16 protein-coding genes are annotated in these 18,337 nt (G+C 67.9%); 12 read left to right on the top strand and 4 right to left on the bottom strand.

Annotation, left to right across the window (positions count from 1 at the left end; genetic code table 11):
- The first annotated feature begins 497 nt into the window (after nucleotides 1-497).
- Complete coding sequence (locus C5C07_RS12765) at nucleotides 498-983, top strand: hypothetical protein (protein WP_231608278.1); 486 nt, start codon at nucleotides 498-500, stop codon at nucleotides 981-983.
- A 106-nt stretch (nucleotides 984-1,089) separates the two neighbouring features.
- Nucleotides 1,090-2,115, top strand: coding sequence for a DUF1616 domain-containing protein (locus C5C07_RS12760; RefSeq protein ID WP_115805195.1), 1,026 nt, complete (start codon nucleotides 1,090-1,092; stop codon nucleotides 2,113-2,115).
- 9 nt (nucleotides 2,116-2,124) lie between these two features.
- On the opposite strand, the gene C5C07_RS12755 is transcribed toward C5C07_RS12760, so the two are convergent.
- Complete coding sequence (locus tag C5C07_RS12755; RefSeq protein WP_115805194.1) at nucleotides 2,125-4,329, bottom strand: S8 family serine peptidase; 2,205 nt, start codon at nucleotides 4,327-4,329, stop codon at nucleotides 2,125-2,127.
- A gap of 242 nt (nucleotides 4,330-4,571) precedes the next feature.
- On the opposite strand from C5C07_RS12755, the gene C5C07_RS12750 reads away from it, so the two are divergent.
- The 4 genes from C5C07_RS12750 (at nucleotide 4,572) to C5C07_RS12735 (ending at nucleotide 7,825) form a co-directional block, all read left to right on the top strand.
- On the top strand, nucleotides 4,572-5,420 hold the full coding sequence (locus C5C07_RS12750; protein WP_115805193.1) for a hypothetical protein: 849 nt from the start codon (nucleotides 4,572-4,574) through the stop codon (nucleotides 5,418-5,420).
- 119 nt (nucleotides 5,421-5,539) lie between these two features.
- Entirely contained in the window at nucleotides 5,540-5,815 is a 276-nt protein-coding gene (locus C5C07_RS12745; RefSeq protein ID WP_004042058.1) for a hypothetical protein, read from the top strand.
- Nucleotides 5,816-6,721, top strand: a complete 906-nt coding sequence (locus tag C5C07_RS12740; RefSeq protein WP_004975699.1) for a DUF4350 domain-containing protein — start codon at nucleotides 5,816-5,818, stop codon at nucleotides 6,719-6,721. It begins immediately after the preceding gene.
- A gap of 114 nt (nucleotides 6,722-6,835) precedes the next feature.
- Entirely contained in the window at nucleotides 6,836-7,825 is a 990-nt protein-coding gene (locus C5C07_RS12735; RefSeq protein WP_049905119.1) for a MoxR family ATPase, read from the top strand.
- Between the two features lie 10 nt (nucleotides 7,826-7,835).
- Here the strand turns inward: C5C07_RS12735 and C5C07_RS12730 are convergent, their stop codons facing one another.
- From C5C07_RS12730 to C5C07_RS12720, 3 genes are read right to left on the bottom strand one after another with little or no spacing between them, the layout of a single operon-like run.
- Nucleotides 7,836-8,858: a hypothetical protein gene (locus tag C5C07_RS12730; protein ID WP_115805192.1), complete on the bottom strand. Its 1,023-nt coding sequence runs from the start codon at nucleotides 8,856-8,858 to the stop codon at nucleotides 7,836-7,838.
- Complete coding sequence (locus C5C07_RS12725; protein WP_004975696.1) at nucleotides 8,855-9,355, bottom strand: hypothetical protein; 501 nt, start codon at nucleotides 9,353-9,355, stop codon at nucleotides 8,855-8,857. Before C5C07_RS12725 ends, C5C07_RS12730 begins: the two co-directional genes overlap by 4 nt.
- A gap of 18 nt (nucleotides 9,356-9,373) precedes the next feature.
- Complete coding sequence (locus C5C07_RS12720) at nucleotides 9,374-10,798, bottom strand: DUF58 domain-containing protein (RefSeq protein WP_115805191.1); 1,425 nt, start codon at nucleotides 10,796-10,798, stop codon at nucleotides 9,374-9,376.
- A gap of 258 nt (nucleotides 10,799-11,056) precedes the next feature.
- Between C5C07_RS12720 and C5C07_RS12715 the strand changes: the two genes are divergently transcribed.
- From C5C07_RS12715 to samp3, 6 genes are all read left to right on the top strand, one after another.
- Nucleotides 11,057-13,237 (top strand): DUF4129 domain-containing protein, encoded by a 2,181-nt coding sequence (locus tag C5C07_RS12715; protein WP_115805463.1) that lies wholly within the window; start codon nucleotides 11,057-11,059, stop codon nucleotides 13,235-13,237.
- Between the two features lie 63 nt (nucleotides 13,238-13,300).
- Nucleotides 13,301-14,308, top strand: coding sequence for a DUF1616 domain-containing protein (locus C5C07_RS12710; RefSeq protein WP_115805190.1), 1,008 nt, complete (start codon nucleotides 13,301-13,303; stop codon nucleotides 14,306-14,308).
- 186 nt (nucleotides 14,309-14,494) lie between these two features.
- Nucleotides 14,495-15,139, top strand: a complete 645-nt coding sequence (gene rdfA / locus C5C07_RS12705; protein ID WP_050459485.1) for a rod-determining factor RdfA — start codon at nucleotides 14,495-14,497, stop codon at nucleotides 15,137-15,139.
- A 34-nt stretch (nucleotides 15,140-15,173) separates the two neighbouring features.
- Entirely contained in the window at nucleotides 15,174-17,132 is a 1,959-nt protein-coding gene (locus C5C07_RS12700; protein WP_115805189.1) for an archaea-specific SMC-related protein, read from the top strand.
- 294 nt (nucleotides 17,133-17,426) lie between these two features.
- On the top strand, nucleotides 17,427-17,783 hold the full coding sequence (locus tag C5C07_RS12695; protein WP_342764845.1) for a HalOD1 output domain-containing protein: 357 nt from the start codon (nucleotides 17,427-17,429) through the stop codon (nucleotides 17,781-17,783).
- 274 nt (nucleotides 17,784-18,057) lie between these two features.
- On the top strand, nucleotides 18,058-18,336 hold the full coding sequence (gene samp3 / locus C5C07_RS12690) for a ubiquitin-like modifier protein SAMP3 (RefSeq protein ID WP_004975684.1): 279 nt from the start codon (nucleotides 18,058-18,060) through the stop codon (nucleotides 18,334-18,336).
- Nucleotide 18,337 lies beyond the last annotated feature (1 nt).

Below are 18,337 nucleotides of genomic sequence, written 5' to 3'. Positions count from 1 at the left end.
TTCCGTATCTCGTGGCTGATGTACGGGACGTCGTCGAGTGTGACAAACTCACTCGACGCTGCTGGATTATTTGGCCGAAGTGTCAGCAGCGAATACTGCCACACGGAGACGTTCTCTCCGGCGTCTATTTTCAACTCGTCACTCACCGCGGGTGTCGTTGCTCCGTCGATCGGAGCGGAACCCCCTCCGCTGAGTGAGGCCGATGCGTCTGCTGAGGCGAGGGTGCTCGCGCTAACGGGCCCTACCACCATCGATAGAACCACAACCCCCGTCAGAACCAAACTCAAGAGTTTAGTCCTGTTGCTGGTCGTAGGCCTCATGGTATGTTCATCTGATAGGAGCGATAAAATACTTCTGTATCACCCATGGATTTATTCAGAATCATAGTCCTGAATAATACCGTCCGGCTGTATTGACACTCATTCAAACCGACAACAGTCAGACCGTTTCGGAGCCGTGGTCAGATTAAAGAAGGCGGGTAGTCTTGTGAGTAGCATATGCGAAGGCGCCGGTTCCTTACTGCGTTCTCTGCGATGGTCGTCGGAACTGCCGGCTGTGCACAGGAGTCCGAGACGGAGGCGTCGACCCAGTCGACGACGACGCTCCCGACGAAGACGCCCTCCCCGTTCGTCGAGCAGGCGGACGAGTTTCGGTCGTTCCTCCAACAAGAGGAGATTTCCATCGTCGAACTCCTCCCGCAACCGCCGGCGAACGCGGTGGAACTCACGTACGTCTCGAACGAAGACCAGTACGAGGAAGTCGGCGGGGAAATCGGCACGATCGCCGGCGGCTTCTTCAATCGGGTCGCAAACGGCTGGGAGGCCGAGCGCCTGAACGCAATCGTCATGGACAGCCCCGAGTCTCGCTTCGGAACGTGGCACGCGAAGTCGTCGTGGTTCGCCGACTACCAAGACGGTGAGATCTCTGCGAACGAACTCTCGCTCAAAGTGCTGGACACACTCTCGCGCGCGGAAGACGCGTAGTAACTGGTTCTGGCGGGTTCGTCTCACGCCTGGACCGCCGAGGTCGCGGACACGGCAGTCGGTGAGACCGACCGCTTTTAGTGAATCCTTGTCGCACCCATAGCCGATGCCCTCCGATACGGACTGGCGATCTCTCATCCCGCGCTCGGTTCGCACCGCTCCCGCGGATCTGCTCGCGGTCGTGGTGGCGGTCGTCCTCACCTGCGGTGCGGTCACCGTCCCCGGCGTCCGCGACACCCCGCTTCGGGTCGTGCTCGGCCTCCCGTTCGTGCTTTTCGTCCCCGGCTACGCGGTTATCGCCGCGCTGTTCCCGGAGTCGGGACCGTCGGTCGCCGCGAACGGAGACGCCGACACGGGTGACTGGACGGGAATCGACGGTATCGAGCGGGTCGCGCTCTCGTTCGGGACGAGCATCGCCCTCGTCTCGGCGCTCGGACTGCTCCTCAACTTCACGCCGTGGGGACTTCGACTCGTTCCGATTGTCGTCTCCATCGGACTCCTCACGGTCGCGGCCGTGGTCGTCGCGTCGCGTCGTCGGGCGGCCCTCCCCGAGAGCGAACGGTTCGGCGTCACGGTCCGGTCCAGTCTTCCCGACGGCCAGGCCCTCTTCTCGTCCGATTCGCGGACTGACGCGGCGTTCGCCGTCGTATTGATACTCTGCCTCGCGGTCGCCGTCGGAGTGGGCGGATACGTGGTCGCCGCCCCCGGTTCCGGGGAGTCGTTCTCCGAGGTGTACGTGCTGACGGAGAACCAGTCCGGGCAACTCACCGCGGAGGACTACCCGACGGAACTCACTGCGGGGGAGCCGACGCCGTTCACGATTGCCGTGGGTAACCACGAGGGGGCGCAAACCGACTACGTCGTCGTCTCGCAACTCCAGCGCGTTCGGGTCGCCAACAACACCACGACGGTCCTCGAACGCGAGTCACTCACGCGGTATCGACCGTCGGTCGAAGCCGACTCGACGTGGCGGACCGAACACGCGGTCACGCCGACGATGACCGGCGACCGGCTCCGACTCACCTACCTCCTGTACGAGGGAACGGCACCCGCGGAGCCGACGGCTGAAAACGCCGCCCAAGCGGTCCACCTCTGGGTGAACGTCACCGACCCGAGTTCCGAATCGTCCTGACCGACCCCGCTAGTTTTCTCGGACGGCCGCGAACAGCGCCTGTACATCCACGACGTTGACGCGGCCGTTCCCGGAGAAATCGAACGCCTCCCGACTGCCTTCGACCGTCCCGGCGTCGCGGTGGGCGAACAGCGTCTGCACGTCGGCGAGCGTTACGTTGCCGTCTCCGTTGACGTCCTCGTAGCGGCCGTCACCGTCGGGGTCGGTCGGTGGCGCTGTTTCGGTCGTCACGGAGGGGGGTAGCTCGGCCGTTTCGTTGACCGCGCTCCGCGTGTCGAGCATTCCCGCGCCGACGGTCGGCGCTGTCTGCGGGAGCGGTCGCGCCGTCGACTGGAGTACCCGCGTCACGTCGGCGCGAGTCGCGTTCGGGTTCGCGTCGAGAAGGAGCGCGACCGTGCCGCTCACGTGCGGGGCCGCCATCGACGTCCCGTCGCGCGTGACGTACGGTTCGGCCTCGTCGGTCTGTGACGTCGAGTACGCGGACGTGACGTTCTCACCGGGGGCGATGAGGTCGATGCCGGGTCGCCGGTCAGCCCCGAACCCGACCGGGCCGCGGCTCGAAAACGAGGTCACGTCGGACGCTGTCTGCCGTGACGCACCGACGGTAATCGCCCCCGCCGAAGCGCCGGGGCTCGCCACGGAGCGATTCCCGAGCAACCCGGCGTTGCCGGCCGAGATAACCGCGACCGTGTCCGTCGTCGTCACGAGCGAGTCGACGTACCGAGAGAACTGGTCGCTCCCGTTCGACGGGTAGTACGCCGTCGTTCGGTACCGATACGACACCGACTCGGGGTGGTCGTTCTCGACGTCGAGCGACCAGTTCCCGGGGGTTTCGATTGCGGTCCCGTTCCGGGGTGTGAATCTCTGGTACGCGATTTGTGCCGGCACGCGCCCGTCGGCGAACCACCACCCCGCGTCGACGCCTCTGAGCGGGGTTTCGCCCGCGGGGTCTCGAAGCGTCACCGAGAGGTTCCGCATGACCTCGGCGCGTCGCTCGTCGCTCTGTATCTGCTCGCCGCCGACCCGCGTCGGTTCGACGAGCACATAGACGTACGCCGGTTTGAACCCGTCGTACTTCGCGTTGGTCTGGTACACGCCGGAGCCGTTCGCGTAGAGTTCGATGTCCGCGGTTCCGGTCTCGTTCGGCCGGACCCCCCGCTCCCCGCGGTACTCGAGCGGGAACGGACTAGCACCGAGACTCGCGGAGACCACGTCCGCGTGGTTCTCGGCGCTCCACTCCATCGCCGCCATCACGTCCGACATACTGCCCTGTCCGTCGGCGTTGAGGGCGCGCGCGCCGAACAGTTGCGCTCCGGGTGCGACACCGACTGCTTTCTTGGCGTCCGCCCGACCGGCGACCGTCCCCGCGACGTGCGTGCCGTGGCCCCACGGGTCGAACGGCTCCGACGAGTCGCCGACGAAGTCCTGCCACCGAACGACCTGCCCGCGGAGCGCCGGGTGGCTGTCGTCGATGCCGCTGTCGATGACGCTGACGTTCGCGCCCGAACCGGTGATTCCGCGCGCCTGTACGTCGTCGGCACCGACCGATTTGACGCTCCACGACTCGGTTCCGCTCGTCGCGCGCTGAACGCTGTCCGGTCGGACCGTCTCGCCGTACGCGGACAGCGAGTCCAGATACGCGGCGACGCTCGGCGCGACCGACCCCGTCGCGTAAATCGGTCTGTCGTAGTGAATCGCGGACACGTTCGGCATCCCGCCGAGCGTCCGCACGACAGCGGGCGTCGCCTCGACGGCGAGCGCGTTTCGAGTCCAGAACGGTTTCACGTCCGCAACGGTCCCGTTCGCCCGCCGCGCGTCGAGGAATTCGCGCACGTCGGACTGCGTCCGGTTGGTCGTCGCTCTGATTTGTGCGCGCGCCGTCGTGTCGTTGCGACCGCCCCCGTCGCGTGACTCGCGCGACTGGTCGTCGAAGACGAGGATTACCGGGACGAGTTCGTCCGACTCCGCGCGCGATAGTCGGTACGCCGCGACGCCCGAGAGAACGTCGCTCCCGGTCGTTCCGTTGTCGGATGCGGTCGTGTTATTCGCGGGGTCGGTGACGGTCGCCGCGGTCGTACTGCGTTCGGGTCCTCCTGAGTCGACGTCAGTTGTGGGGAGCGTCGCTTCCGAAACCGGCGCGAGCGCCGCGCTCAGGAGGAGACAGAACACGATGCCGACGACGACGGTCCGTGTCCCTCGTTGCGTTCGAATCATCTCTTCGAGAGTCGTCTGGGTGGGAACACGGCTGTGACGGCGAGCATCTTACTCGATAGGTAGTGTCCATCCCGGCTACAAGCCTAAAACATCCATCGGTCGTACCGACTCGTCGACCGACTAGTGTAACAGGCATATTCACATTACACTATGTGCCGACGGCTGCACCCCAGCGTCCCGCTCACCGCCGGTCCCGGAACAGAAAAGTAGTCCGACTCTCAACACGCCGATACCGAATTCGAATGTCGACTCGACAGGCTCTCGTCGTCCCGCTCGGACTGCTTGTGCTCGTCAGCTCCAGCCTCGCCGTCGCCCCCGTGGGGGTGGCGGCAGCGCAGGACGACGTTTCGGTCGTCGTGACGCCGGCGTCCCAAGAGACGGACGTGGGGTCGACGACGACCTACGACCTCGTGGTCCGCGGCCTCGACGGCGGCGGGGTTGGCGCGGTCGACGTGACCGTCCGCGTCAACGGTTCGATTGCGTCCGTCGCTAACGCGTCGTTCGTTCCCGACCCCGGCCTGAACGAGGTCACGTACGACGACGGGCGTTCGCGAGTTCGCCTCTACGGCGCGCTCATCGACACGTCGCAGTCGGGGTCCGTCACTATCGCGACCGTCACCGTCGAAGGCAGCGCGAACGGGACGTCCCCAATCGGCGTGAACGTGACCGACGTCGGGAGCGAAGCGGGTGTCAGCTACCGAATCGACGCCGTCGAGAACGGGAGTCTCGCCGTCGGCGAGGTGAGTTCGAACGCCACGACGACCGCGGACGCAGATACGGCCGATGACAGTTCGTCGTCGCAAGACGGCGGCGGCGGTTTCGATGCCGACTCGGACGCTACAGGTGGCGAGTTGACCGTCTCGGCGATGGGTGGTTCCGGGACGGACGCGAACAACACGAGTTCGCCCGCGACGTCGTCGTCATCGACGGCGAGCGCAACGACGGACGGACAGGCCGAGACCGCACGAGCCACCACCGAGCGCTCGACGGACTCGACTGAGACGGCCGTTCCCGGCCCGTCGATACTCCTCACCGCCTGCTCGCTCCTCGCCGCCGTGCTGTGTTTCTGGGTGAGAACCCGCTCCGATTGACTGGCGAGCGCGGTGTCGCTCGCGACGCGCGTCACCGACGGTCGCACCTCACACCGCCCGCGTCCTGACCGGGCCCCACAAGCGATAGTTTAGTTATCCCGCCCCGTCCACGACCGTACATGGCAACGGCACGACGCGAGCGGTTCATCCGCGCCCAGCTCGCCTGGATGCTCGGCGCGACCCTCGTCTTGGTCCTCCTCGACTCGCTTTCGTACGAGCTGGTCTTCGTCGTGTCTCTCATCGGTTTCCTCGTCGTCGTCGAACTCACCGCGCCGGTCGCAGTGACGCCCGCGTGGCGGCGACGGCTCCTGTGGCTCATCGGCGGCGGCCTCGTCGCCTTCGGCTACATCGTGGTCAGACGCATCCTCGACATCCTCCCGCCGGGGGTGTTCTGAGTGCGCGTCGGCTCCCGCGAGGTCGGCTACCCGCATCTCTTGGCCGCGGCGCTCCTCGTCACGATGCTCCTCGGCGTCGGTGTCGGCGCGAGCACCTCCTCGTCCACCTACGGCGCGTTCAACGCCGCGTGGGACGGCGGCTCCGGCATCCGCGGGGTCGCATCGGACGCGGGTGCCGAGACCGAAGTCGTCTACAACACCACCGAGTACGGCGAGGTCGACCCCGCGGGCACCGTCGCGTTCGTCATCTCGCCGGAGCGGGGCTACACCGACGCCGAGGCCGACCGCATCGAGGCGTTCGTCCGGGCCGGCGGGACCGTCGTCGTCGCCGACGACTTCAGGCCCCACGGCAACGACCTGCTCGGCCGACTGGGCGCGTCGGCACGCATCAATCAGACGCCGCTCCGCGACGACCGCCACCAGTACAAATCCGGCGCGCTCCCGGTGGCGACGCGCGTCGCCGCGGACCCGCTGACCCGCGACGTGACGCAACTCACGCTGAACCACCCGGCGACGGTGACCGAAAACGAAAGCACCGTCCTCGTCCGCTCGTCGAACTTCTCGTATCTCGACCGCGACGACGACGGCGAACTCGACGAGAGCGAGACGCTCCGTTCGCACCCCGTCGTGACCACGGAGCGCCTCGGCGCGGGCGACGTGGTCGTCGTGAGCGACCCGAGCGTCTTCATCAACGCGATGCTCGAACGGCCGGACAACCGGGCGTTCGCCGAGGCGCTCGTCGCCGACCGGCCGACCGTCGTGTTGGACTTCTCGCACGCCGAGGAGCGCCCGCCGCTGCAGGTCGCGCTCCGGGCGCTCCGGGGCTCCGGCGGACTCCAACTCCTGTTCGGCGGCTTCGTCGTCGGCGCGGTCGCGCTCGTCGCCCGCCGCGGCCGGCGCTCGTAGTCTGTCGCCGCGACCGCGGTCGTCCGGCGCTGTCGGCCTACTCGTCTGGCCCGCTCGCTCGCCGGGGCACCGAGACCGCAGTTATATGTGGTCGCCGTCCTGAGTGTCTCGTATATGAGTGCTCCCGAAGAGGTCTACGAGGCCATCCTGGACGAGACGTCGCAACTCCTCGTCGGGAACGAAGACGCGATAGAGGCGCTCACCATCGCGTTGCTGACGAACGGGCACGTCCTCCTCGAAGGGGTTCCTGGCGTGGCCAAGACGACCATCGCCAACCTGTTCGCCCACGCCGCGAACCTCGACTACCAGCGGATTCAGATGACGCCCGACGTGCTACCGGCGGACATCACGGGCACCCACATCTACCGCGAGAACCTCGGCGAGTTCGAACTCCAGCGGGGGCCGGTCTTCTCGAACGTCGTCCTCGCCGACGAGATAAACCGGGCGACGCCGAAGACGCAGTCCGCGCTCCTCGAAGCGATGGAAGAGGGACAGGTGACCATCGAGGGCGAGACGCTCAAACTCCCCTATCCGTTCATGGTCGTCGCCACGCAGAACCCCATCGAGTACGAGGGGACGTTCAACCTCCCGGAGGCCCAGCGCGACCGCTTCCAGTTCAAGGTCGTCGTCGAAATCCCCGAGCGGGCCGACGAGCGGGAGATTCTCGAACGCTTCGACCGCTCGCCGTCGCTCAAGCCCTCGGACATCTCGAACGTCATCGACGACGCCGACATCGGGGAGGCTCGACAGGTTGTCACGGACGTGCACGTCGACGACAAGGTGTTCGACTACATCCTCGACCTCGTCGGCGCGACGCGGACGCACGCCGCGGTCGACTTCGGCGCGTCGCCCCGCGCGTCGCTTGCGTTCCTCCGGGCCGGCAAGGCCGCCGCGGCGATTCGCGGCCGCGACTACGTGATTCCGGACGACGTGAAGCGGCTCGCGCCCATCATCATGTCGCACCGCCTCGTCCTCGGGACCGAGGCGGACATCAGCGGACGCGACCCGCGGGAGGTCGTCGAGGAGGTCGTCGACACCGTTCCGACGCCCGAAGTCGACCTCAACGAGTCGGCGACGCCCTCCGTCGCCGGCGACGACGACTGAGGACGGTCGGCTACCGCTCGTCGGCTTCTGTTTCTGTTTCCGCTTCTGTTTCTTCGCTCTCACCCTCGACCTCCGACGCCGCACCCGCGGACGACTCGATTTCCTCGTCGTCTTCGACGTCCCACCGGCAGGTGACGGCGAAGTCCATCTCCTCGCCGGCGGCGACCTCGGCGACGACCGGCGCGCCGAGACCGCGGGCGACGGCGACGGCGACGAACGACGCGACGGGCGTGTCGAACGTCTCGGCCGACCCGAACCGGCAGTCCTCCACGCGGACCGTCAGGCGACCGTCGTCAGCGTCAGCCTCGGCGGTCGCGGTCTCGGCGAGTTCGAACAGTTCCACGAGGGCGTCGGTCGCCTGTCGGGCGAGCGTCTCGGGGTCGCCGCCGAGCGGGCCGTCGAGGCTCCGCTCGAACTCGTCGAACAGGCCGCCGCCGCTGGGGTTGAACGCGACGCCGCGCGCCAGTTCGTCGTCGCTGACGACGAAGGTGTCGCGGAGCGCCTCGGCGTCGGGAAGCGCGTAGCCGCGGTGCTCCGGGACGAACAGCCGAACGGCGTCGCGGTCGGCGTCGGGGACGTAGACCATCGTGTCCTGCAGGCCGAGTTCGTCGACGACGGCGGCGTGGTTGCTCGCGTGCGCGCCGAACACGGACGAGCCGACGCCGACGGGGATGAACCGCTCGGGGCTGAGATACCGCGTCACCGCGGCGGCGAACAGCCCGATAGCGCCGAGGACGACGAGCGTCTCCCGGACGGGCGGAAAGACCGCACCGCCGAGGAGGCCGGCGACGCCCAGCGCGGCCAGCGCGGTCGCGGTCTGTCGGTACCGACCCCTTCGAAGCGCCTCGTAGCGCTGTCTGAGTCGGGCGTTCTCGCGCCGGAGGTCGGCGACTTCGGCGCGGTCTGGGGTCGCCTCGTCGGTGTCGCCCCGGCCGGCGTCGCCGTCGCCTCGGCTCGCGGCCGAAACGACGGCGCGGGTCTCGCCGTTCGCCAACTCACGGTCGGGTCGGTCCGAGGGACTGTCCGCGCTCATCGCTCCGCCCCCGCGTCCGGCGCGCTCACGAGGCCGAGCGCGACGCGCTCGTAGCGGTGAAGCCCGTAGGCGACCGCCGCCGCGAGGACGACGGCGACCAGCGCGGCCTGCCACGCCCACCGGAACGACGTCCAGAGCGCCCACGCCACCCCGAGCGCGAGGACGTACCCCGCCGCCAGCCGAGCGAGTCGCGACCGGTTCGGCGGCCACGCGCACGCCGCGCTCGCGAGGAGCGGGAACGCCGCGAGCTGCGCGCCACCGAGCGCGACGAGGCTCGCGTCTCCGAAGAGCGAGACGGCGGTCAGTTGGGCGACGACGAACGCGAGCGGTCCCGTCGTCGCCGCCGCGACGGCGAGGACGAGGACGCCGGCGGCGACGCCCCACAGCCCGCTCGTCAGCCCCGCCACGAGCGTGACACAGAGGACGCCGACCACGTCCATCGGGGTGAGTTCGTTCGCGTCCAACACGGTTCGAATCGTCCGTTCGCTCTGGTTCACAGGTGTCTCCATCGGTGTTCACTCCGCTGTGGTGGCGCGGTCCGCAGCCAGGTTCATCGCGCTCTTCGGGGCGACTTCGTAGGCGGTGACGTTCGGGAGCCGTTCGAGGCGCTTTCGGAACTCCTCGAAGGCGATGACCCCGGCAGTGTCGCCCGCGCCCCCGGCGGCGTCGTCGAAGAACGTCGTCGGCGTGAGGAAGACGCTCGTCTGGCTGCTCCGCTTGGACGCGACGACGACCGCCTCGTAGGTCTCGACTCTCGCCGAGTCGTCGGTGATGAGCACGAGGTGGTCCTGCCGGTCGGACCGCGAGCACGCGGACTTCACCGCGTCGAAAATCGGTCGGTCGCTGACCCGTGAGACGTAGCTCTCGCCGTCGCTGAGGTACGGGCGGAGCGTCGACGCGAACGCCGAGTCGTCGCCGTCGAGGAGGCGACTCCGCTTGCGGGCGTCTTCGGGGGCGACCGGCCGAGACGTGCCGACCGGACGACGCGAACGCCGAGTCGGCTCTATCGAGAGCAGCCGCCGCCGAATCGTCTGGTAGGCGTTCGAGGACGACGAGGGGCCGAACTCCCACGTCGTCCCGGCGTCGCCGACGAACTGCGCCGAGACGGGGTCGCCGTGGGAGTCGGCGGCGTCGATGAGGCCGAGCGCGACCTCGCGAGCGTACGAGAGCATCGTTCGCCCGGTCGGACCGCGGTTCATGTTCGAACCGCAGTCGACCACGAGCGACAGCAGGTAGTCGGACTCGGACTCGAACTCGCGGATGTACGGGTGGTCCATGCGCGCGGTGGTCTTCCAGTCGATCTGCGACAGCGTGTCGCCGGGGAGGTACTGCCGCGTCTCGTGGGGGACGAGCCCCGGCCCGGTCTGGTCGCTGGAGTGGTCGCCGAAGGACGCGCCGACCAGTTCGCCGCCGCGACCGACGTGGATGCCGTCGGGGGCCGGCGATTCGACCAGACAGCGGGCGTCGGCGTCGAGCGTCAGCGTCTCGGTGAAGAAGCCGGCGCGGTCCTCGATGTCGACTTCGACCTCGTCGAACGCGATTCGCCCGGCGACGGGGAACTCGATACTGCACGTGACCGACCCGGCGGTCTCGCCGGGGTCGAACGCGACCGTCCGGCGCGCGCGCTCCGGCGCGTTCACGCTCGGCGGCGCGACGAGTTCGACCTCGACTGGCGCGTCGACGGCCTCGGACAGCGACGCCGTCAGCGTCACCGCGGCGCGGTCGTCGACGTACACCGACGTCGGCTCGACCGAGACGCTCGCCGAGAGGTCGCGGTCGACCGAGCACATCGTCCCGACGGCGTCGACCTGCGCGACGACGAGCCACGCGGCGAGACCGCAGGCTGCGAAAAGCGGCGTCGGCTCGTCGAGGACGACCGCGTAGACGGCGAGGAAGCAGGCGACGCCTGCGAGCGCGGCCCACCGACGGGTCGGAAGCATCGTGGGTTCGATTCGTGCCGCCCAAGTTGAATGTTGTGTTGGCGCGCGCGACGGTCGGCCGCGCGGACCCCGGCGACCCGCGGCGTGCTCGGTGCGTCGGTCAGGCGTTAAACCCTCCGTTAACACGGCGCAGTCTGCGACTCCCGGGGCTCCTGCTCCCGCCGGGAGTCAGCCGAATGCCAAAACCCATTATGTCCCCCCGTCTGGCTACGGATAGTGCGTGGTGAATCGGGCCGCCCGGTGCGGTTGCTCTGGACGATGTTGGTCGTCGGCTGTCTCGTCGCGACAGCGCCGGTAGCGGCGGTCTCTGCGGGAGCGGTCGCCGACGCGTCCGCCCCGAGCGCGGACGCGCCGGGGTCTCTCGGGGGAGCCGACCGAGTCTCGGCGCTCGGGCCGGCCCCGGGTCCGCTGCAGCAGACCGCGAACGCGACGAACAACAGCACCGGCGTCATCCACGAGAACCCCGACGAGGTCGACGACGAGAACGAACTCGACCGATTGCTGTCGTACCTCTCGGGCGAACTCAACGGCGACATCGGCGCGAGCACCCTGCGGCTCAGTCAGGGCGAGTACGCCGCCGCGAAGGCGGCGCTCGGCGACGACTACGACGACTCGCTCGGCAAGTACGTCGACGTCGAGGGCGAGGTCGGCGGCGACGGCGCGGGCGAGGAGTACCGGACCGTCAGCGAGACCCAGCGGGGGTACGTCGACACCGTCAGCGAGTTCCGCGAGACGCGCCGCGAGTACGAGGCGGCGAGGCGGGCCGGAAACGACGAACGAGCCCGCGAGCTCGCCCGCAACCTGACGCGCCTCGCCGAGAACGGCGAGGCGCAGTCTGACCGGCTGTTGACGGCGTTCGACGTCATCTCGAACCGGACCGACGGCGACTTAGCCGAGAGCAGCGCCCAACTCGCGGCGGTGCAGGCGAACATCTCCGAACAGCGCGACGAAATCGTCTCCCGCGAGTTCGTCGCCACTCGCCTCGCCGTCGGCGACTACGACCGGAACATCTCCTTTACCGACCCGCTCGTGCTCTCCGGGTCGCTCGTCACCGACAACGGCACGCCGGTCGAGACGGGGAGCGCCCGCTTCGCGGTCGGCGGGCAGACGGTCCAGTCGGCGGTCGACCCCGACGGTTCCTTCGAACTGACCTACCGGCCGACGCGGATTCCGGTCAGCACCGAGTCGCTGACGGTCCGCTACCTGCCGGACGACACGTCGATGTATCAGGCGACAGAGCGGGTCGTTCCCGTCGCCGTCTCGCAGGTGAACGCGACCGCGGGCCTGTCGGAGCCGTCCGCGTCGGCCTACGGCTACGCCGACGCCGTCTCGGTTCGCGCGACGGTCCGGGTGAACGGGACACCGGTGTCGAACTACCCGGTCGCCGCGAGCTTCGCCGGGTCGTCGGCGACCGCGCCGGCGACGAACGCGAGCGGCGCGTCGGCCGTCTCGGCGACCGTCCCCGCGACCGCGACGGGCACGGCATCGATTCGTGTCGCGCCCGACGGCGACGGGAGGGCGGTCACGTTCGCCCCGGCGACGGCCGCGGTCCCGCTCGAAACCGAGGGAACGGCGCTCAGCGTGACCGCCCGCGAGACCGCGAACGAGTCGGTCGTCGTCGACGGCCGACTCGAAACCGACGAGGGCGAGGCCGTGAGCGGCCAGTCGGTCGCGGTCAGCGTCGACGGGCGCGAGGTCGCCGCGGCGACGACCGGCGCGTCGGGCGCGTACCGGGCCGCGGTCGACCTCCCGAGCGATGCGAGCGTCGAGAACGCGACCGTCTCGGTCGCCTTCGACGGCGAGGGGACGAACCTCGAACCGTCCGACGCGACGGCGAGCATCCGGCTCTCGAACGCCCCCGACGGGGACGGGGCCGGAAACGGCGCGTCCGGCGGGCTCCCGTTCGACCCGCTCGACCTCGCGTGGGTCGTCGCCGGGACCGCGGTCGTCGGCCTCGTCGCCGCCGTGCTCCTTCGCCGGAACGACGCCGACGACGCCGCGGCGGCGACGGTCGCCGAGTCGGCCGCGACGGAGAGCGACGAACCGGCCGAGCCGGAGCCGGCGGCGACCGAGGCTTCGGCGCTGGATTCGGCGGCCGACGCGCTCGACGAGGGCCGACCCAACGACGCGGTCGTCGTGGCTTACGCGGGCGTCCGCCGGGCGCTCGGGGCCGCCGCCGGCATCGACGACGCCGCGACCCACTGGGAGTTCTGCGACCGGTGTGTCGACGCCGGCGTCGCGCCCGCGGAGGCGCTCGAGTCGCTCACCGCGGGCTACGAGCGTGCGGCCTACAGCGGACTCTCGGTGAGCGACGCGGACGCCGCCGAGCTGGTCCAGACGGCCCGCTCTGTCGTCGCCCCGGACGAGACCGGCCTGCCCGAGTCGTCCGATTCGGGCGACGCTGCGGACGCGTCGGAGCCGGTCGGCCCGGTCGAGTAGTGCGGCCGCGGCCCCCGACGGCTGACAAATGATTTTTGTGCTCGTGTTTCCCACTTCGGGTAGATGTCGCAGCGCCAAGACTGGCGGTTGTTCCTCCCCGAGCCCCTCCGCACCCTCCCGGCCGACCTCGCGGTCGTCGTCGCGGGGGTCGCGCTCACGCTCGTCGCGACGCTCACGCCCGGGTTGGAGGGAACACCGCTGCGAGTCGTCGTCGGCCTGCCGTTCGTGCTTTTCATCCCCGGCTACGCCCTCATTGCGGCGCTGTTTCCCGAGCGCGGCCCGCCGATAGACGCCCCCGAGGACCACGACCGGATGGCGGGTATCGACGGTATCGAGCGGGTCGCGCTCTCGTTCGGGACGAGCATCGCGGTCGTTCCCCTGCTCGGGCTCGTCCTCAACTTCACCCCGTGGGGAATTCGCCTCGTGCCCATCCTCGTCGCCGTGAGCGGCTTCACGCTCGTCGCGACGACGTTCGCGGCGGCCCGGCGGTCGGCGCTTCCCGAAGAAGAACGGCTGGTGGTCCCGTACAAGCGCTGGTTCGCCGCCGCGCGCGACGAGCTATTCAACCCGGCGTCGCAGACCGACGCGATGCTGAACGTCGTCCTCGTGGTGAGCGTGGTCCTCGCGACCGCCAGCGTCGGCTACGCGGTGGCGGTGCCGAAAGACGGCGAGTCGTTCACCGAACTGTACCTCCTGACCGAAGACGGAAACGACGAACTCACCGCCGACAACTACCCGGAAGAACTCGTCCGCGGCGAGCCGGCGTCGCTCGTCCTCGGCGTCGGCAACCAGGAACACCGAACGGTGAACTACACCGTCGTCGCGGTGCTCCAGCGCGTCGAGGTGTCGAACAACTCGACGACCGTACTGGAATCGGAGCGGCTCCGGACGTTCACGCCCCGGCTCGAACACAACGAGACGTGGCACGAGTCACACGAGGTTCGCCCGACGATGACGGGCGAGCGCTTACGGCTGACGTACCTCCTCTACGAGGGCGCGCCGCCGGCGTCGCCGACCGTGGACAACGCCTACCGCGAGGTCCACCTCTGGGTGACAGTTCGCGAGGCGTGACGTCGGGCCCCGACCGCCGTCGGGCGACGCAGTATGATTCGTCGATATCTCTCAGTTATCGCCCGAATCCTGTGAGAAATCCGGCGTCTATCGTGTAAATCGTTTGTGTTCTAGTTTTATCACCTCTGATAATTCATAAGTAATGTTTAGGGTACTGCACGCTAAGGTCCGGGTAGCGAGGTCACAATGCCAGATTCTGGAAGTACGGTTTCCCGCCGCGGCGGCCGAGGTCCGAAGATAGAGCGTATCGCGGACCGGTACGGTCTCGATGGCCTCGGTGACGACCTCGTCGACGCGTGGCTCGGCGAGGGTCGCGAGCGACGGAGCCTCCGTGAACTCGAAGGCGACGTGAACAAGCGACTCATCCGGGCCGCGCTGGACCAGGCCGGCGCGCACGTCCTCGACGGGGAGGCGGAGAACTTCTACCGACTCCTGACCAGCGACGACGTGACCGCGGGGAGCCGCACCGACGCGCGGAACACGCTCCGCGAGCGCGGCGTCGACATCGACCAGTTGGAGTCGGACATCATCTCCTACCAGTCGGTGTATAACTACCTTAAGCGACACCGAAACGTCGAACGTGAAGACGACGAAGACGGGCAGAGCGCGACCGAGTCGGGACTCGCGACGATTCGGAAGCTCCGGTCCCGACTTCGGACGGTGACTATCGATGTTATCGACCGTTTAGTGAAGGCCGAAGCGGTCTTCATCGGCACCTACGAGGTCGAAGTAGACATCCGCGTCACCTGCACAGACTGTGACACTCGAATGACCCCGACGACGCTCCTCAACTCCGGGCACTGCGACTGCGGACACGAGAGAGACGAGTAGCGGTTCGGGCTCACCAACACACCACATCCGAAACATGAACGATTCAGAGGCACTTCAGACGGCGACTGTCCGTATACGAAACATCGGTGGTATCGACGAACGAACCGTCGGGCTCGAACCCGGCGTCACCGTTCTGACCGGGCGCAACGCGACGAACCGAACGTCATTCCTGCGCGCGCTTATGGGCGCGTTCGGGAGCGACGCGGCCAGTCTCAAGGGCGACGCCGACGAGGGGTCGGTCGAACTCGAACTCGACGGCCGGACCTACACCCGCGTCTTCTCCCGCGAGAACGGCGGTGTCACGACCGACGGCACGCCGTACCTCCGAGATACGACGACCGCGGACCGCTTTGCGTTCCTCCTCGGGTCGAACGAGGCGCGCCGGGCCGTCGTCGCGGAGCGCGACCTCCGCGACGTCATCATGGCTCCGGTCGACACCGACGCCATCGAGGCCGAAATCGAGCGCCTCCAGACCCGACGAACGCAGGTGGAAACGCAACTCGAGTCGCTCGACTCGCTCGAGGCCGACCGCCGGTCGCTCGAAGCGAAGCGCGACGACCTCGAAGCCGAAATCGAGAACCTCGAAGCCGAGCGCGACGACCTCGAAGCCGAAATCGAGGCCGAAGACCGGACGGTCGAGGCGCAACGCGAGAACCAGGCCGCGTTAGACGAGGTGCTTTCCGACCTGCAGTCGGCGCGGTCGGACCTCGAAACGGTCCGCTTCCGCCTCCAGAGCGAGCGCGAGAGCGTCGAATCGCTCCGCGAGGAGCGCTCCGAACTCCAGTCGGAACTCGATTCGTTCGAGGCCGACGAGGTCGACCGCGGCGAGGCGAACGAGCGTATCGAGTCCATTCGGTCGCGCATCGAGTCGCTCAACTCGACGATTTCGGAGCTTCAGACCGTCGTCCAGTACACGGAGGACGTGCTCGAAGGCAAGGCCGACCTCGTCGAGGACTCGCTGGGCGCGGTCGGCGGCGGCTCGGTGACGGACCAACTCGTCTCCTCGGAGACGATCACGTGCTGGACCTGCGGCACCGAGGTCGACCGCGACCAGATTCGGGGGACGACCGACCGCCTCCGCGAGGTCAGAGACGAACAGCGCGAGGAACGCGCCGAACTCCGCCGCGAACTCGACGAACTCGAACGCTCGATGCGGGCGGCGGAACAGGCCCAGCGCGACCGCCGGAAGCTCCGGGATAAACTCCAGCGCCTCGAAGACGAACTCGACCGCCGGACCGGACAGATCGACTCGCTGACCGACCAGCGCGAGGAACTCGCCGAACGGGTCGAAGCGCTCGAAGCCGACGCGTCGGACCTCCGCGGCCAGGCCGAAGGGGACCTCATCGAACTCCACAAGGAGCTCAACGAGGTCGAGTTCACGCTCGACCGGACGCGCGACGACCTCGCGTCGGTCCACGACGACCTCGACGCGCTCGACGACCGGTTCGACGAGCGCGAGGAACTCGAACTCGAACGCGAGCAGGTGACCGAGGAACTCGAGGATGCGCGAACCCGAATTCGGTCGCTGACGACCGCGGCCGTCGAGGCGTTCAACGAGGAGATGGAGACGGTCCTCGACCTCCTCGGCTACGACAACATCGAGCGCGTCTGGCTGGAGCAGGTCGAACGCCGGGTCCGAGAGGGCCGCCGCAAGGTCGAAAAGACCCAGTTCGAACTCCACATCGTCCGCGCGTCCGACTCCGGGGCGGTGTACGAGGACTCCATCGACCACCTCAGCGAGAGCGAGCGCGAGGTCGTCGGGCTCGTGTTCGCCCTCGCGGGCTACCTCGTCCACGAGGTGTACGAGGAGGTCCCGTTCATGCTGCTCGACTCTGTCGAGGCCATCGACGCCGAGCGCATCGCCGCGCTGGTCGACCACTTCGAGCAGTATCCGACGTTCCTCGTCGCGGCCCTCCTCCCCGAGGACGCGCAGGCCCTCGACGAGTCGTACCGGCGCGTCACGTGGGGAACCGACGTGGCACCCGCGGCCTGACCGGACCGGTCCGCACGGTGTCGGGACGACGGTCGCGTGGTCACGTTTCCGTCTGTTCTGTTCCCGTCTGCTCCGTTTCTGTCTGCTCCGTTTCTGTCTGCTCCGTTTCTGTCTGCTCCGATTCCGTCCGCTCCGCTCCCGTCTGTTCTGTTCTCTACCTCTTTTTCCCCTCTCGAATTGACTCGACGTTCCGATAACTCGCCTCTCCCACTGCTGTTTAGCGGTCAATTCTTGCCCAGAGTATTGCACTACAACAACACTATCAATGCGACATACCGTTAGTACGCAAGAAATATAACACGTCAAACCAACGTATCTGACGGACGATACTGGGGGGACGAAACCATCATCACATCTGACACGCAGTTACGAGACGAGTTCGAACCGACACGGGTTTGGTACGACTGCGAGCGTACCGAGCCGGTCTCTGAGGCGGTGGCCGCGGCCGTGAACCAACACACGCGCCGCGACCCGACGGAGCTACCGCCGCTCACAGAGCACGTAGACACCGACGCCCTCGACGCCCTGTTCGGCCGCGACACGCCCGGTGCCCCGCGCGTGACGGGTGCGTCGCTCGAGTTCGACTACGCCGACTTCGTCGTCACCGTCGAGTCCGTCGGTCGTATCGAAGTCCGCGACGCGGGACGGTAATCGGCCGGGCCGTTCGGCACCGACTGGGGATGGTTCGACCGTTGCCGAACGGACCGCGCCGCCCGCGCCGCCCCGACGCGATTGATGTGGTATTGAAGCCGTTTGGAACGTCACTCCGAGGGAGGCGTTTCGACGTTTCATCTATTTAATTGGTTGAGATTTTTCACACGATATACTTGTAATTTATTTGCATCACTGACCCCGATAACGGGGGTCCGGCCTTCAGGTCCCGTCCGCGACGTACCTTTTTGTCTCGTGGACGCCGACAAGGGGTATGGAACTCGAATTGCGCTTCTTCGCGACGTTTCGGGAGGTGGTGGGCCAGAAGTCCATCTACTGGCGGGTCGACGACGACGCGACCGTCGGGGACGTCCTCGAGTCGCTGGAAGCGGAGTACGACGGCCTCGCCGGCCGACTCATCGAAGACGGCGAGGTCAAGCCGCACGTGAACGTGCTGAAAAACGGGCGCGAGGTGGTCCACCTCGAGGGGATGGCCACGACGCTCGACGACGGGGACGCCGTGAGCGTCTTCCCACCGGTCGCGGGGGGCTGAC

Source organism: Haloferax sp. Atlit-4N, assembly GCF_003383025.1.
Taxonomy (GTDB): domain Archaea; phylum Halobacteriota; class Halobacteria; order Halobacteriales; family Haloferacaceae; genus Haloferax; species Haloferax gibbonsii.
The sequence above is the reverse complement of the archived record's forward strand: the minus strand, read 5'-3'. Positions and strand labels throughout refer to the sequence as shown.

What these genes read in the sequence shown, in the direction of transcription:
- C5C07_RS12765 (WP_231608278.1), top strand. Translation starts at nt 498, where the DNA reads ATGCGAAGGCGCCGGTTCCTTACTGCGTTCTCTGCGATGGTCGTCGGA.
- C5C07_RS12760 (WP_115805195.1), top strand. Translation starts at nt 1,090, where the DNA reads ATGCCCTCCGATACGGACTGGCGATCTCTCATCCCGCGCTCGGTTCGC.
- C5C07_RS12755 (WP_115805194.1), bottom strand. Translation starts at nt 4,329, where the DNA reads ATGATTCGAACGCAACGAGGGACACGGACCGTCGTCGTCGGCATCGTG.
- C5C07_RS12750 (WP_115805193.1), top strand. Translation starts at nt 4,572, where the DNA reads ATGTCGACTCGACAGGCTCTCGTCGTCCCGCTCGGACTGCTTGTGCTC.
- C5C07_RS12745 (WP_004042058.1), top strand. Translation starts at nt 5,540, where the DNA reads ATGGCAACGGCACGACGCGAGCGGTTCATCCGCGCCCAGCTCGCCTGG.
- C5C07_RS12735 (WP_049905119.1), top strand. Translation starts at nt 6,836, where the DNA reads ATGAGTGCTCCCGAAGAGGTCTACGAGGCCATCCTGGACGAGACGTCG.
- C5C07_RS12730 (WP_115805192.1), bottom strand. Translation starts at nt 8,858, where the DNA reads ATGAGCGCGGACAGTCCCTCGGACCGACCCGACCGTGAGTTGGCGAAC.
- C5C07_RS12720 (WP_115805191.1), bottom strand. Translation starts at nt 10,798, where the DNA reads ATGCTTCCGACCCGTCGGTGGGCCGCGCTCGCAGGCGTCGCCTGCTTC.
- C5C07_RS12715 (WP_115805463.1), top strand. Translation starts at nt 11,057, where the DNA reads ATGTTGGTCGTCGGCTGTCTCGTCGCGACAGCGCCGGTAGCGGCGGTC.
- C5C07_RS12710 (WP_115805190.1), top strand. Translation starts at nt 13,301, where the DNA reads ATGTCGCAGCGCCAAGACTGGCGGTTGTTCCTCCCCGAGCCCCTCCGC.
- rdfA (WP_050459485.1), top strand. Translation starts at nt 14,495, where the DNA reads ATGCCAGATTCTGGAAGTACGGTTTCCCGCCGCGGCGGCCGAGGTCCG.
- C5C07_RS12700 (WP_115805189.1), top strand. Translation starts at nt 15,174, where the DNA reads ATGAACGATTCAGAGGCACTTCAGACGGCGACTGTCCGTATACGAAAC.
- samp3 (WP_004975684.1), top strand. Translation starts at nt 18,058, where the DNA reads ATGGAACTCGAATTGCGCTTCTTCGCGACGTTTCGGGAGGTGGTGGGC.